The sequence below is a fragment of the Bradyrhizobium sp. 63_E2_N1_3 genome, from assembly GCF_052076005.1.
Taxonomy (GTDB): domain Bacteria; phylum Pseudomonadota; class Alphaproteobacteria; order Rhizobiales; family Xanthobacteraceae; genus Bradyrhizobium; species Bradyrhizobium barranii.
Map to the genome: position 1 here is coordinate 8,207,842 of NZ_CP197235.1, position 14,669 is coordinate 8,222,510.

Sequence of the window (14,669 nt, forward strand, 5' to 3'; positions counted from 1 at the left end):
CCTATCTGGCGGATTTTCGTGCGGCTAGAACCTGATCGCGCCATCGATGATCCCTGCGTACACATCCGCGTCCAAGGCGATGTAGCCGCCGGATTTCGGGTCGAGCATGAACAGCGGATCGTTGATCGTGGCCGGATCAAAGCCGTCCCGGGCCAGCTCGCCTTTCTTCTGCTTGAACGTCTCGGTCGCATCGAGCTCGCGCGAGATGCGAATGAAGACAGGGCGGGCGTAAACCGGCAAGCGCTGCGCCAGATGGGCGGGTAGCCCCTCGATGTCAAACCCCTCGTTGACGACGATGGCGCTCATGCCGGCGCGGCCGTCGGTGCCGGGGATGCTGATGCCATAGGTGGTGGCATCGATCACGCCGGTGAAATCGCGCACGGCGTCGTTGACCTCCGATGTCGCGACGTTCTCACCCTTCCAACGAAAGGTGTCGCCGATGCGGTCGACGAAATGGAAGAAGCCCTTGTCATCGAGCCGCATCAGATCGCCGGTGCAGAACCAGACATCACCCTTGGCGAAGACGTCGCGCAGGATCTTCTTCTCGGTCTCGCCGGCGTCGGTATAGCCCTCGAAACGGCCACCGCCTTCATCCGCGGTGCCGATGCGGCCGATGGCTTCGCCGGCCTCGCCCCTGGCGCACGCAACGCAAAAGCCCTCTTCGTTGCGCAGCGGTGCACCGCTATCAGGATCGAGCTTGACGAGACCCGCCGGAAAGCGATGCGCGAGCAGCGGCGGAACGCGGCCGATCGCACCCGGCTGGCCCTCGACGTTGAACAGCGAGAAATTGCCTTCCGTCGCCGCATAGAATTCGAGGATGCGCGGAATGGCGAAGCGACCCTGAAAATCCTCCCAGATGTCGCCGCGCAGGCCGTTGCCGCAAACGAGCCGCAGGCGGTGACGGTTCTCGTATTCGGACGGCGCCGCCTTCAGAAGATAGCGGCAGAGCTCGCCGATGTACTGGAACAGCGTGCAATCGTGCCGCACGATGTCGGGCCAGAAGTTCGAGGCCGAAAATTTCTCCGCGATCACCACCGAGCCGCCGGCGGCGAGCATGCTGCACGGGGCGACAATGCCGCCGACCGAGTGGAACAGCGGCAGGCAATCATAGAGCCGGTCCTGCGGGGTGGCGCCGGTAAGGCCGGCGAACCAGAAGCCCCAGTTGAGGATGCGGCGGTGGCTGATGCTCGCCGCCTTCGGCAGGCCGGTGGTCCCGGAGGTGTAGATCAGCAGGGCCCGGTCGTTGATCGTCACGTCGCCATGCTCGTCCGGCGAGAGCGGCCCGTCCTCGAGCGCGGCAAGTGCGACGTCGATCGCGCGCTCGCTGCGGGCATCGCCATGGGTCCAGACTTTTGCTTCTGTCTTCAGGTGCGGCGACGCGCCGTCCAAGGCTTCCATGAGCTCGTGCGCGACGATGACATGCGACGGCCTGGCGACATCGACGCAATGCGCGAGCGACTGGCCGACGAGCCTGGTGTTGATCAGCGCGACCACGCCGCCGACCCGGCTGATGCCGAGCCACGCGGCAACATAGTCGATGCCGTTCCGCATGATCAGCGCGACGGTATCCCCCTTGGCCACGCCGACCGAGCGCGCCCAGCGCGCATAGCGGTTGATGCGCTTCGAGAGGCCTGCGTAGTCGATCGTTGTCTCATCTGCGACCAGCGCGGTGCGAGCGGGCTGACGCTGCGCCCAATCGTCAACGACGTCGGCGAACAGCCGGCCCGGCAGCGTCTCGATGCGCGCGGTGAGCTCGATCGCCTTCAGCCAGATCTTTGAAGCCGAAGGTGCGCGCGCGACTTTCGGTTGCTCGATGACGCCGGTGGTCATGCCGTCCATTCTTTCGGAACGTATCTGCTGCTTCCCCAAGCTTAGCTCGCGCGCCCTGCCCAGGTGTTAAGAGACAAGGTAAAGCCAGGTTAGTACGTGATTAACTCTGGCCATCCGACGCGGGCGAGTTCGGCGGCATGCAGACGGCGGCGACCGACCGCCGGCGCAAGGTGATCGAGTTGTCGGGGATCAGGAAGGCGTAGCGATCCGGCCTCGCCGAGGCTAGGCGCTCCCTGGCAAACGGGCTATGCTTTTCTACCCTGCGTTGTCATGGCTACGAAAGGGAGACGTCCCGTGGCTCACGATCCGTCAGAGTTTCCGGTCCAGGCCGCGCCGTTCGAGCAGCGCCTGACGAATTTCGCCGGCCGCGTGAAGGGTGGGCAGGCCAGGGTGGTTGCGATCGGCTCGTCGACCACGGCGGGCGAAGGAGGCATCGCTCCCTATCCGCAGCGGCTGCTGGCGGATCTTCGGATCAAATATCCAAATGTCGGAATCGAGGTGATCAACCGGGGTGTCGGCGGCGAAGAGGCCCCTGCTGAGCTCAAGCGGTTCGACCATGACGTCTTCGATCTGAATCCCGATCTCGTCATCTGGCAGGTCGGCACCAATTCAGTATGGCAACCCGCCGATCAGAATCCTCCCTCGTTCGCAGACACCACGAAGGCCATCCGCGAAGGTGTCGACCGGCTGCTCGACGCCGAGCGGATCGACGTGATCCTGATGGACCTTCAATATGTGCCGGCGCTGCTGACACCGGCCAAGCTCAAAAAGACGGAGGCCATGGTCGAGGCGATCAGCGAGATCGCGCATGTGAAGGGCGTCAACGTCTTTGGTCGCTTCGGGCTGATGAAGGGCTGGTAGGATGTCGCAAGGATTTCGTTCGACCGCATGGTCGACCCGGGCGATGATAGCAGACTGCACGCCAGCGACTGGACCACGGACAAGATGACGTGGCAATTGACCGACGCGATCGTCGCCGCTGCCAACAAGGCGCCTCACGGCACCTAGCTCTGCGCGCTCCGCCGGATTCGCAGCTGAACGGGTGGCGGGCGCTAGCCGCTTCGCCTGTAGCGTGGGCGCGGCGGCGCAACATTGACCGGATAATACGGATTGAGATCGCAGGTCGCGGCGCGGCCCGACGCCGTGGCGCGGCACTGCGGCAGCGACGTGAAGGAGCAATCGTACCACTCCCCGCCGCCGCCGTTCGCGCCGGAATAGACGTGCATGCAGACGGGATAGCTGGGATCAAAGGTCTGCGCATGCGACGGCGCAGCTGCGGTCAGCGCGCCGACGGTGATGATCAGGCCGGATGAGAAACGCATGAGGGATGTTGCTGCGTGCCGCATCGCGAACAACTACTGCACCTTCTTGTGACGCTTGCGCGGGGGCGGCGGCGGTTCGTTGTAGGCGTAATAGGGATTGACATCGCAGCTCGCCGCGCGGCCCGACGCCGTGGCCCGGCACTGCGGGATCGAGGTGAAGGAGCAGTCGTAATAGTCGCCGCCACCGCCCCGGCCGCCCGAAGTATAGACGTGCATGCACACCGGATAGCGCGGATCATAGGTCTGGGCGTCGGCATCTGCCGCCACGAACAGCGTGGCAATCGCGGTGAGGGTCAGGACAGGCAGGCGCATGGAGACATCCTCGAATCGATGGCGGCGTCGGATCTGATGCCGACGTCCTCCTATGGCATAACACCACGCCGGAGGCGACTGTTCCTCCGGCGGATGACGGCAAGGTGAGCGGGGTGCGCTGCGCGCGCTACCCGCCCAGCCCCTGCAGGACCAGCCGGTTCAGCCTTGCCGCAAACGCGGCAGGGTCTTCGGGCAATTCGCCGTCCAGGATCTGCGCCTGTTCGAGCAGGATCAGACTGAGATCGTCGACCGCCCTGGAGCCGGCCTGCGCCCCGGTGATCGCCGTCACCAGCGGATGGCGCAGATTGATCTCGAGGATCGGCTTGGTGCGCATGCCGCGGTTCTGCTGCGACAGGATGCGCTCGAGCTCGCGGCTCGGGCCCTGACTGTCGGCGACGAGGCAGGAGGCGGAGCTGGTGAGGCGCGTCGAGACCTTGACGTCGCTGACGCGCTCGCCGAGCGCGGCCTTGATCACCGCGATGGTGGCGGCCTCGTCGGCTTGCGGCTCGTCCTTCTTCGCCTCGTCGGCCTCGTCGGTGCGCGGGATCAGGTCGAGATTGAGATCGCCCTGGCTCAGCGATTTCAGCGGCTTGCCGTCAAACTCCGATGGCATCGAGGTCCAGAAGGCATCGACCGGATCCGACAGCAGCAGCACCTCGATGCCGCGCGCGGTCGCGGCTTCCAGCCGCGGATTGGACTTCAGCCGCTCGATGCTGTCGCCGACGAGATAATAGATCTCGGTCTGGTTCGGCTTGAAACCGGCGATGACGTCCTTCAGCGAACGCTTCTCGCCCGAGGTGGTGGCGAAGCGCGACAAGGACAGCAGCTTTTCGCGCCGCTCGAAATCCTCGTAGATGCCTTCTTTCAGCACTGCGCCGAAGGCGTCCCAGATCCTGGCAAAATTCTCCGGGTCCTTGTCGGCAAGGCTTTCCAGCTCGGACACGACTCGGGTCGCCACGGCTTTCCGGATCTGCGCGAGCTGCGGATTGTTCTGGAGCATCTCGCGCGAGATGTTGAGCGGGAGATCTTCGCTGTCGACCACGCCGCGGATGAAGCGGAGATAGCCGGGCAGCAGATCGGCATCGTCGGTGATGAAGACGCGGCGGACGTAAAGCTTCACCCTGCCCTTGCGGTTCGGCTCGAACAGGTCGAACGGCTTCGTCGACGGCGCGAACAGCAGCACGGCGTAGGAATAGCGGCCTTCCGCGCGGTAGTGCAGCGTCATCGCGGGATCGTCGAAGGCGGAGGCGATCTGCTGATAGGCCTTCTTGTAGTCCTCGGCCGTCAGCTCGGACTTGGAACGCTGCCACAGCGCGCTCGCCGAGTTGATCTGGCGCGGCTCGCCCTCTTCCGGCACCAGCTCGATCGGGAACAGGATGTTGTCGGAATAGGCACTGACGATGCGCTCGATCTCGTAGGTCTCGAGATACTTCTTGGCGTCGTCCTTCAGGTGCAGGACGATCTCGGTGCCGCGTGCCACGCGCGCCACTTCCTCATCGCTTGCGTGCGCGATCTCGAAGCCGGAGCCGCCGGAGGACGTCCAGCTCCACACGTCGCTCTCGCCGGCACGCCGGCTGACGACGACGATCTTCTCGGCGACCATGAAGGCGGAATAGAAGCCGACCCCGAACTGGCCGATCAGGCCGAGGCCGTCCTTGGCCTCCTTCAGCTTCGAGACGAACGCCTTGGTGCCGGAGCGGGCAATGGTGCCGAGATGGTCGATCAGCTCCTGGCGCTCCATGCCGATGCCGTTGTCGGCGATCGTGAGCGTTCCGGCCGTCTTGTTGGGGATGATCCGGATCTTGAGCGCGTCGCCCTCGCCCAGCAGCGCCGGGCTGGCGATGGCTTCATAGCGCAGTTTGTCGCAGGCGTCCGATGCGTTGGAGACGAGCTCGCGCAGGAAGATGTCGGTCTCGGAATAGACGGAGTGCACCATGAGGTGCAAAAGCTCGGAAACCTCGGCCTGGAAAGGCTGCGTATGCGCGGCCGTATCTGACGTCGTCATGCGTTTACCCGGTCAATCAAGGGGAAAGAAACCCGGGATATAACGCGAGGGGATAGGGGATCAAGTGGACGTGAACTATCGCCCTCCCGGCGGGAAGGCGATTTGTCCGTGGCGGCCAAGGGCGGCGAAGAAGAATCAGGTCACACAGCGGCCGGGCTGGAGCAGCTTTGCGACCTCGGTCAGGGAGCTGACCATCGGCTCGCAGGCAATCGTCGGCCTCTTGGGACCCTGCTTCCGGTTCTGGAGCAGCACCGGCGGCTTGGCGTTGCCGGTCTCGATGACCGCGCGGACCCGCAGCAACACCGACGTCTCGGCCAGATCGTTCAGCCGCATCGACACGGTGCGGGTGGGAACCGGGGCCTGCTTGACGTCGGCGAACCGGTCGGCCTTGCCGGAACGGTTGACGTTGTGACCCGCATCTTGCGTGGGCCTGTCGGCGACCGCCTGCCAGCGGTCGGCCAGATCATGGCCGGAGGCCAGCTGGACGGCACCGACCTGGACGGCACCAAGCGTCGCGGCAATCGCGACAACACCCAAAAATACCTTTTGCATCTGCAACATGGCTGTCGATCCCTCGCCCCATGGCGATCGCGGGAACAACGCGATGGGAGGACCGGCAGTTCTCAGCTGTTAAGATCACTTAACCGTGTGCGAAATTCACCGCAGGCCGCATAAAAATGCCGCACAAAAAAATTTTCACCCGCCTGGAACGACTCTCAGGCCCGAGAGTCGTCTCAACAGCCGGCTATTCCCCCCTGCCCCATAAGCCGGCGACGTAGGGCGCGACTGTGGTGATGCCAGTCGCGCCTTACTTTTGTCTGAGCCTCACTTCGGCTTCCCCGCGAGCCAGTCCCGCCCTTCGCCATAGAGCTTCTCGACTTCAGTGCCGATCAAGCCCGGCATGTCGCGCTTGACCTTGTAGCCGATCAATTCCTGCATGTAGGCGAGGTGGCGGTAGCCTTCGGGGAGCGCAGCGAGCGCTTTTTGGTCGAGTTGAAGCGTTGCGGCGGGATCGACCGGGTCGATCCGGTCCTTCTCGTAGATCGGCTGGCGGCGGACGATGCCCCATTTGCCAATGCCTGATTGGTCATGCCGCTTCTCCAGGAAATCGTAGAAGCGTCCGGTGCAGACGACGTCGCAGAGCACGTCATGCACCAGGGCACGCTGCGAGATCGTCATCTTGGTTTGCGCAATGGCGCGCGCGCCTGCGAGATCAATGCTGGTGCCGCCGAGGAAATGCAGGATGCGCACGCCCTTGGCAAACCCCTCCTGACTGACCCGCATGAAATCCCGCGCGGGCCCCTGAAACCAGGTGGCGGACATCCAGCCCTCGTCATGCCAGACCGTGGCGAAACGCTCCCAGTCGCCGGCGTCGCGCCACACCGCCCAGTTCTCGACGAGGTCGCGGATGGCGAGGCGGTCGAGGAGTTGCTGGTCCATGATGAAAAATCTCCTGGCAGCTCGAGGTCGCGATTGATGTCATCGACCCGACGTATGAACGAGGCAATTTGGCCGCCGTCAAGCGGGCTTCCCAGCCCTTCGAATTGCCCACAGCCGCGCGAGCGCGATACGGGTAGGGAGCCTTGCAATCAACCTGACCGCGATTAGTATCCGCACCGATGCAGACGAAATTCCCCTTGTTGGCCGCGCTTCTCGGATTGTTGGCGGCGTTCCCCGCACATGCGCAGACTGAACCGCAGAGCGAGACCGTCAAAGCCTGGAAGGCGGGGCTGTCGGCACATATTGCAAGCAACAGGTTCTTTCCAGTTGGAGCACGGGGGCAAACCGGCAAGGCCAGAGTCACATTCGTCATCGACCGGTCGGGCACGTTGATCTCGCGGGCGTTGGCTGAAAGCGCCGGCTCGCGGTCGCTCGACGATGCTGCGCTGGCGATCATCGCCCGCGCCGAACCGTTTCCGGCGCCACCTTCGGAGCTCAAGGAGGACTCGTTCCCTTTCACGGTGCAGATTGTCTTCAGCGGCCGTCAATTTCAGGTGCCGCCCTTAGGGGTCGTGCTGAGCAGGCCGGATCCCGCCTCCACGGATCCCGCCTCCACGGAGGCCGATCCCATGGCCGCCTGGCGCAAGACGGTCACCCAACACGTCTGGCGCCACAGGGCATTTCCTCCGGAGGCGATCGGTCAGAGGGGCGATACCGGCGTCACGTTCGTGGTCGATCGTTCAGGCAAATTGATCTCGAACGTGCTGGTAGAAAGCACAGGCTTCGCGCCGCTAGATGCCGCAACGCTCGCCATGGTCGAGCGATCCGTGCCATTCCCGAAACCGCCCGCTGAGGCGAAGGACGACCTGCAGAGAGTGACCGTCCTCATGAGCTTCGACGGAACGCGGCTAAACCCAGGGCCGTCGCCGGAACGAGAAAAATTGCTCAAATCCTGGATCGAGGACCAGGCCAGGCTGAATGCGAAGTCCCCTGGGCCAGACGATACCAAGCTGAATTCCATGCTTCGCAGCATCTGCCGCGGCTGCTGAAGCAGAGCAGAACAACTCTCTGCCAGATGCAAAAACGGCGCGCCTTGCGACGCGCCGTCTCCTTAGTCCGATAGAGGCTTGCTTACGCCGCCGGCGCCTTCGGCGCGCGGTTGCGCGAATTGCGCTGGAAGAACAGCGCCTGGCTCGCCACCGCCGACACCATCGCGGGCTGGAACGGCTTTGAGATCAGGAACGCCGGCTCGGGGCGCTCGCCGGTCAGGAAGCGCTCCGGATAGGCGGTGATGAATACCACCGGCACCTCGAAGGTGCGGAGCAGCTCGTTGACGGCGTCCAGGCCCGACGAGCCGTCGGCAAGCTGGATGTCGGCGAGGATCAGGCCCGGCCGCTTGTTCTTGGCCAGCGCCACCGCATCGGCATGGGTGCGCGCGACACCAACGACATTGTGACCGAGATTCTTCACCAGGCTCTCGAGGTCCATGGCGATGAAGGTCTCGTCCTCGATGATCAGCACGTCGGTCGCAATCTCGGCCGCCATCTCGCGTCCCGCGGCATCGGCAAGCCGCCGCGTCTCGGCGACGTCGGTGCCGAGGATGTAGCCGACTTCCTCTTCCGAGAATCCTTCGAGCGAGAGCAGCAGGAATGCCTGCCGCGGCAGCGGCGTGATGTTCGACAGCCGCCGCTCCGGCGGCATCGGCAAGGTCGTTACCTCGGCATCGTCGTTGACGGAGACCGAATTCCATATCTGGGTGAACAGCCGGAACAGGCCGGCGCGCGGACCGTGGCTCTCGTCGAGCACGGACGGATCTCCGAGCATCGCTTCCAACATGGCTGCGACATAGGCGTCACCGGAGGCCTGGCTGCCCGTCAGGGCGCGCGCGTACCGGCGCAACAACGGCAAGTGTTCAGCAACAAGCTGCGAACGGGACATCCCCACTCCATTCATCTTCGGGCCAACCTTGACGAACCAGGCAACAAGCGGGGAGGCCCGGGTTCCCCTGCTGGGCTGTCTACGCCTCACGCCAAGAAAAGTTCCGCTTATCTGGGAACTTTTTGTCGAACCTGGAATTGTGCCTATTCAGGGAACGGCTCCCGGTTGAGAGAACTTCTCGATTTTACAGTTACTTAACTCGGGGAAACGTGGAACAGGTCATGAAAGATCTCAAGTCTCAAGCCAGCAAAAGCACGACCCCCGGCAAGGGAGGCCTCACTCCGGAGATTCAGTCCCGGATCGGCCACCAGCTGCGCGCCATGTACGACGACGTGGTGCGGCAGGGGGTTCCGGACCGGTTCGCGGAACTGATCAAGAAGCTTGATGCGCCCGGAGGCGCACCCCAAGTGGAACCTGACAGGGGCTCCAACGACAACAATGGGAGGGATTAATGCCTCTCACGGACTCCCTTCGTGACGACATCCTCGCGGCCGTGCCAAGTCTGCGCGCGTTCGCGATCTCGCTGAGCGGCAATGCCGACCGCGCCGACGATCTGGTGCAGGAAACGCTTCTGCGTGCGCTCGCCAACATCGACTCGTTCCAGCCCGGCTCCAACCTGCCGGCGTGGCTGTTCACGATCCTTCGCAATCTGTTCCGCTCCGACTATCGCAAGCGGCGGCGGGAGGTGGAGGATGCCGAGGGCAACTATGCCAAGACGCTGAAGACGCAGCCGTCGCAGAACGCGCATCTCGAGTTCGAGGAGTTCCGCGGCGCGCTCGAGAAGCTTCCGCAGGACCAGCGCGAGGCCTTGATCCTGGTCGGCGCCTCCGGCTTCTCCTATGAGGACGCAGCTTCGATCTGCGGCTGTGCCGTCGGCACGATCAAGAGCCGCGTCAATCGCGCGCGCTCGAAGCTCGCTGCGCTGCTTTATGTCGATGGCGCCGAGGACTTCGGGCCCGACGAGACCGTGCGCGCCGTGATCGGCGGCAGCGGCGGATAGCGGCCGCGTCAACCGGACCGAGACGAATGTGAAGGCGGCCGTTTCTGCGGCCGCCTTTGCGCGTGTGTGAAAGCCGGATGGCGCGCGCGAGACGGGATCATTCGTCCGCGAACGTGGCGGTGTCGGCGACGCTCGCGCGCGAGGTGCGGTAGCTGTTGACCTTGTGGGCGTCGTCGGCATAGCCGAACGAGATGCCGCAGACGACGCGGCGGTCGTCGGGCAGATTGAAGTGGCGGCGGATCAGCCCGGAATGGCGCGCGAGCGCCGCCTGCGGAATGGTGCCGAGCCCGAGCGCCTGCGCGGCCAGCATGAAATTCGAGACATAAGCGCCGCAATCGATCGCACCGTAGATGCCGAGCGGCTCGTCGGTGTGAATGATCGCGACATGCGGCGCACCGAAGAAATTGTAATTCTCCAGCGCCTGTTTTGCGTAAGCCATCTTGTCGCCGCGGGCGATGCCGAGCGTGTTGTAGAGCTGAAAGCCGCTCTCGCGGCGGCGTTCGAGATAGACGCCGGCATACTCGCGAGGTGGCGTGAAATCGTAATCGTCACCCAATCCGCCCGACGCTTCCTTGTAGATCGCCTGGCGGAAGCGCTCCTTGGCCGCGCCACTGGCGATGATGACCTGCCAGGGCTGGCTGTTGCACCAGGACGCGGTGCGCTGCGCGGTGGTCAGCACATGCTCGATGGTCGCGCGGTCGACCTCCTTGGCCAAGAAGGCGCGGACGGAGTAGCGCTCGTTGAGGAGCTCTTCGAGCACGCCGATGCGGTCCTGGGTCTGGCTCACTTTTGCATCCATGAATTAGCTCGCGCTCCTCGTAGGGTGGGCAAAGGCGCGATAGCGCCGTGCCCACCGACAGACTTACCCCGGCGCATCTGCATATGGTGGGCACGCTTCGCTTTGCCCACCCTACGCGATACAGCGAGAGGCTGGATCACCGACCCTTGGTCGGGATCTTGTTATACGGCACGTCCTTGTCGACGCGAATGTCGCCCGGCAATCCCAGCACGCGCTCGGCGATGATGTTGCGCAAGATCTCGTCGGTGCCGCCAGCGATGCGCATCGAGGGCGAGGACAGCAGCATCTGCTGGAACTGCCCCTGCACCGTCTCCTCGTCGGTGCCGGTGAGAACACCGGCCGCGCCCTGGAGGTCCATGGCGTAGGTCGCGATGTCCTGGAGCATCATGCCCGACACCAACTTGCCGATCGAATTCTCCGGCCCCGGCCGATCGCCCTTCGAGAGCGCCGAGATCGCGCGGTAGCTGGTGTATTTCAGCCCGCTCGACTTCACCGCCCAGCTCGCGAGCTTCGAGCGCACGGCGGGATCGTCGATGGCGAGCCCGTCCTCGAGCATCAGATTGGAGCAGAACTCGAACATTTCAGGGACGCCGGTCGCAAGCCGCGAGCCGATCGACATCCGCTCGTTCATCAGCGTCGTCAGTGACACGCTCCAGCCCTCGCCGACGGCGCCGAGGCGCTGGCTGTCGGGGATCACCACATCGGTGAAATAGACCTCGTTGAACTCCTGCATGCCGTTGGCCTGCTTGATCGGGCGAACCTCGACGCCCGGGCTCTTCATGTCCAGGAAGAACATGGTGAGGCCCTTGTGCTTGGGCACGTTCGGATCGGTCCGCGCGATCAACAGACCGAAGTCGGAATAATGCGCGCCGGAGGTCCAGATCTTCTGGCCGTTGACGACCCAATTGTCGCCCTTCTTCTCCGCGCGGGTGCGCAGCCCCGCGACGTCGGAGCCGGCGGACGGCTCGGAAAACAGCTGGCACCAGATCTCCTCGCCGGAGGCGAGCTTCGGCAGATGGCGGCGCTTGGCGTCCTCGCTGCCAAAAGCCATCACGGTCGGGCCGCACATGCCCTCGCCGATCTGGAACGGTTGCGTCAGCTTGCCGTAGACGCCCTCCTCCTGCTGCCAGATCACCTTCTCGATCGGCGTGGCGTCGCGGCCGCCATATTCCTTCGGCCAGTGCAGGCAGGCCCAATTGCCTTCGAACTTCTTCTTCTGCCAGGCCTTGCCGACATCGACGATGTCATGATTGGCCAGCCGGATGCGGCCGAGCGAGGATTTTGACAGCTCGGCATGCAACTCCCTCGGCGCATTGGCCTCGACCCATTTGCGCGCGGTCTCGCGGAAAGCGGCTTCCTGCGGGGTGTCGTCGAAATTCATGGCGAACCTCTCAATTCTTGCTCGGTGCGTAGGGTGGGCAAAGCGAAGCGTGCCCACCACCTTCCCTCGTTCTCGACAGAATTGGTGGGCACGGCGCTACGCGCCTTTGCCCACCCTACGACTCTAGCCTCTTCCCTTCGTCGGGATCTTGTTGAACGGCACGTCCTTGTCGACCCTGATATCGCCGGGCAGGCCCAGCACCCGCTCGGCGATGATGTTGCGCATGATCTCGTCGGTGCCGCCTTCGACGCGCGTGCCCGGCGCGCGCAAGAGCATCGCCTGGAAACGGCCGGCGAGTTCGCCATCCTCGCCGCTGATCACGCCGTTCGCACCCTGCAGGTCCAGCGCGTAGGTCGCGACGTCCTGGATCATCGAGCCCGCCACCAGCTTGCCGATGGAATTCTCCGGACCCGGGCGCTCGCCCTTCGACAGCGCCGAGATCGCGCGCATGCTGGTGTACTTCAGCCCGCTCGCCTTCACCGCCCAGTTCGCGAGCTTCGAGCGTACAGCGCGATCCTCGATCGCCGGGCCGTCGTCGAGCATCAGGCTGGAGCAATATTCGAACAGCTCCGGGAAGCCGGTCGAGACGGCCGCGCCGATCGCGCTGCGCTCGTTCATCAGCGTGGTCAGCGAGACGTTCCAGCCGTCACCGACCTCGCCGAGGCGCTGATGGTCGGGAATACGGACATTGGTGAAATAGACCTCGTTGAAGTCGGATGCACCGCTCGCCTGCTTGATCGGCCGCACCTCGACGCCCGGGCTCTTCATGTCCAGGAAGAACATGGTGAGGCCCTTGTGCTTGGGCACGGTCGGATCGGTGCGGGTCAGCAGGATGCCATAGTCGGAATAATGCGCGCCCGACGTCCAGATCTTCTGGCCGTTGATGACCCAGTCGTCGCCGTCCTTTTCCGCGCGCGTGTGCAGGCCCGCGACGTCGGAGCCGCCGGCCGGCTCGGAGAACAGCTGGCACCAGACCTTTTCGCCGGATGCGAGCGGCGGGAGGTACGTGCGCTTATGCTCCTCGCGGGCGAACGCCATCATGGTCGGCCCGCACATGCCATGGCCGATGATGAACATGCGGGACAGCTGGCCGAACGGCCCCTCTTCCTGCTGCCAGATCACGCGCTCGATCGGCGACGAGCCGCGCCCGCCATACTCCTTCGGCCAGTGCAGGCAGGCCCAGCCGGCATCGGCCTTCTTCTTCTGCCAGGCCTTGGCGACCTCGAGAATATTGGCGTTCTTGAGCTGGGTGCGGCCGAGCGAGGATTTGCGCAGCTCTTCCTCGTACTGCCTGGGCGCGTTCGCGCCGATCCAGGCGCGGGCGGTGGCGCGGAATTCGGCTTCCTGCGGGGTGTCGTCGAAATTCATGGTCTGTCATCCTTCGCCGGCGTCGTAGGATGGGTAGAGCGAAGCGAAACCCATCTGTCAGACCACCCGCGTCATGATGGGTTTCGCTACGCTCTACCCATCCTACAAATCACCTGTCGTTACGCCGCGTTCTTCTTGCGCATGCGGTCGATCAACTGGTCTTCCCAATAGGACAGGCTGCCGAGCCCGAGCGCCATGGCGTTGGCGCGGCGGTAGTACATGTGACAGTCGAACTCCCAGGTGAATCCCATACCGCCGTGAACCTGGATGTTGTTCTTGGCGCAATGCTGGAACGCCTGCGTCGCGCTGATGCGCGCGGCGGCGGCGGCTTCCGGCAGCTCGGCCGCGTTGGTCGAGAGCGCCCAGGCGCCGTAATAGCTGTTGGAGCGCGCCAGCGTCGCCGACACATACATGTCCGCGAGCATGTGCTTGACCGCCTGGAACGAGCCGATCTGGCGGCCGAAGGCGATGCGGTCGAGCGCGTAGTCGCGGCCCATTTCGAGCGCGCGGTCGGAGCCGCCGACCTGCTCGAATGCGCACAGCACCGCCGCGCGATCGAGCACCTGGGTCAAAATGCTCCAGCCTTCACCCGCAGCTCCCAGCGGCTCGGCCTTGCAATCCTTAAACGTGATCTCGGCCTGTCCGCGGGTCGGATCGAGATTGGTGAGGCTCTTCACCTCGACGCCACCGGCCTTGAGGTCGACGAGGAACAGCGAGATGTCGCCGTCGCGACCGCCCGATCCGGTGCGCGCGGCGACGACAGCGAAGTCGGCGATCGCACCATCCGCGACCGGCTTCTTCACGCCGTTGAGCACGCCATTCGCAGCGGTGAGCTTGACGTTCTTCGGCGACGGATTGCCCTTGCCCTCGAACAGCGCCAGCGTGCCGATCGCCTCGCCCGAGGCAATCGCCGGCAGCCATTTCTTCTTCTGGGCATCACTGCCCGCGATCAGCAGCGCTTCGGCGGCAAGATACACTGTCGAGGAGAACGGCACCGGCGCATTCGCCCGGCCCATCTCCTCCGCGATCACGCAGAGCTCGAGATGGCCCGCGCCAGCGCCACCGAACTCCTCTGGGATCGCGACACCGAGAAAGCCCATCTCGGCGAGGCCTTTCCAGAGGTCCTTGTCGTAGGGCGCCTTGCCGTCGAGCACGACGCGCACCGCCTTCGGCGAGCATTTTTCGGTGAGGAATTTGCGCGCCTGGTCGCGGAGCTGTTTCTGGTCGTCGGAGAAATCGAAGTTCATGGCGGGCTACCCTTATTTATTCGTTGT

Annotated in this window: 15 protein-coding genes; 4 read left to right on the forward strand and 11 right to left on the reverse strand. The window is 64.2% G+C overall.

Annotated elements, in window-relative coordinates; genetic code table 11:
* Window positions 1-24: 24 nt before the first annotated feature.
* Window positions 25-1,839, reverse strand: coding sequence for a long-chain-acyl-CoA synthetase (locus tag AB7531_RS39005; RefSeq protein WP_063985739.1), 1,815 nt, complete (start codon window positions 1,837-1,839; stop codon window positions 25-27).
* Between the two features lie 285 nt (window positions 1,840-2,124).
* Here AB7531_RS39005 and AB7531_RS39010 point away from each other — a divergent pair, with 285 nt between their 5' ends.
* On the forward strand, window positions 2,125-2,691 hold the full coding sequence (locus tag AB7531_RS39010; RefSeq protein ID WP_441280260.1) for an SGNH/GDSL hydrolase family protein: 567 nt from the start codon (window positions 2,125-2,127) through the stop codon (window positions 2,689-2,691).
* A 191-nt stretch (window positions 2,692-2,882) separates the two neighbouring features.
* On the opposite strand, the gene AB7531_RS39015 is transcribed toward AB7531_RS39010, so the two are convergent.
* The 5 genes from AB7531_RS39015 to AB7531_RS39035 all read right to left on the reverse strand — a co-directional run bounded on the left by AB7531_RS39015 (window position 2,883) and on the right by AB7531_RS39035 (window position 6,909).
* The gene (locus AB7531_RS39015) at window positions 2,883-3,152 is read right to left on the reverse strand and encodes a DUF3551 domain-containing protein (RefSeq protein WP_063985741.1); all 270 of its coding nucleotides are present in this window, start codon (window positions 3,150-3,152) and stop codon (window positions 2,883-2,885) included.
* A gap of 33 nt (window positions 3,153-3,185) precedes the next feature.
* On the reverse strand, window positions 3,186-3,464 hold the full coding sequence (locus tag AB7531_RS39020) for a DUF3551 domain-containing protein (RefSeq protein WP_063985742.1): 279 nt from the start codon (window positions 3,462-3,464) through the stop codon (window positions 3,186-3,188).
* A 127-nt stretch (window positions 3,465-3,591) separates the two neighbouring features.
* Entirely contained in the window at window positions 3,592-5,469 is a 1,878-nt protein-coding gene (htpG, locus tag AB7531_RS39025; protein ID WP_063985743.1) for a molecular chaperone HtpG, read from the reverse strand.
* A gap of 135 nt (window positions 5,470-5,604) precedes the next feature.
* A complete protein-coding gene (locus tag AB7531_RS39030) occupies window positions 5,605-6,030 on the reverse strand; it encodes a hypothetical protein (RefSeq protein ID WP_071909388.1) in 426 nt (141 codons plus the stop codon).
* A gap of 264 nt (window positions 6,031-6,294) precedes the next feature.
* Complete coding sequence (locus AB7531_RS39035) at window positions 6,295-6,909, reverse strand: nuclear transport factor 2 family protein (RefSeq protein ID WP_063985745.1); 615 nt, start codon at window positions 6,907-6,909, stop codon at window positions 6,295-6,297.
* Between the two features lie 179 nt (window positions 6,910-7,088).
* On the opposite strand from AB7531_RS39035, the gene AB7531_RS39040 reads away from it, so the two are divergent.
* Window positions 7,089-7,958 carry an energy transducer TonB family protein gene (locus AB7531_RS39040; RefSeq protein ID WP_063985746.1) on the forward strand — a complete coding sequence of 290 codons (870 nt, stop codon included), beginning with the start codon at window positions 7,089-7,091 and terminating at the stop codon, window positions 7,956-7,958.
* 82 nt (window positions 7,959-8,040) lie between these two features.
* Here the strand turns inward: AB7531_RS39040 and AB7531_RS39045 are convergent, their stop codons facing one another.
* Complete coding sequence (locus AB7531_RS39045) at window positions 8,041-8,847, reverse strand: response regulator (protein ID WP_014491706.1); 807 nt, start codon at window positions 8,845-8,847, stop codon at window positions 8,041-8,043.
* A 221-nt stretch (window positions 8,848-9,068) separates the two neighbouring features.
* Here AB7531_RS39045 and AB7531_RS39050 point away from each other — a divergent pair, with 221 nt between their 5' ends.
* Complete coding sequence (locus AB7531_RS39050; protein ID WP_063986724.1) at window positions 9,069-9,299, forward strand: NepR family anti-sigma factor; 231 nt, start codon at window positions 9,069-9,071, stop codon at window positions 9,297-9,299.
* Window positions 9,299-9,847, forward strand: coding sequence for a sigma-70 family RNA polymerase sigma factor (locus AB7531_RS39055; RefSeq protein ID WP_014491704.1), 549 nt, complete (start codon window positions 9,299-9,301; stop codon window positions 9,845-9,847). The genes AB7531_RS39050 and AB7531_RS39055 overlap by 1 nt, the downstream gene beginning before the upstream one ends.
* A 97-nt stretch (window positions 9,848-9,944) precedes the next feature.
* On the opposite strand, the gene AB7531_RS39060 is transcribed toward AB7531_RS39055, so the two are convergent.
* From AB7531_RS39060 to AB7531_RS39075, 4 genes are all read right to left on the reverse strand, one after another.
* Window positions 9,945-10,646 (reverse strand): nitroreductase, encoded by a 702-nt coding sequence (locus tag AB7531_RS39060; protein ID WP_063985747.1) that lies wholly within the window; start codon window positions 10,644-10,646, stop codon window positions 9,945-9,947.
* Window positions 10,647-10,782: 136 nt separating this feature from the next.
* A complete protein-coding gene (locus tag AB7531_RS39065) occupies window positions 10,783-12,027 on the reverse strand; it encodes an acyl-CoA dehydrogenase (protein WP_231143661.1) in 1,245 nt (414 codons plus the stop codon).
* Between the two features lie 123 nt (window positions 12,028-12,150).
* Window positions 12,151-13,395: an acyl-CoA dehydrogenase gene (locus AB7531_RS39070; RefSeq protein ID WP_063985749.1), complete on the reverse strand. Its 1,245-nt coding sequence runs from the start codon at window positions 13,393-13,395 to the stop codon at window positions 12,151-12,153.
* A 119-nt stretch (window positions 13,396-13,514) separates the two neighbouring features.
* Window positions 13,515-14,642, reverse strand: coding sequence for an acyl-CoA dehydrogenase family protein (locus tag AB7531_RS39075; protein WP_231143662.1), 1,128 nt, complete (start codon window positions 14,640-14,642; stop codon window positions 13,515-13,517).
* Between the last annotated feature and the right edge of the window lie 27 nt (window positions 14,643-14,669).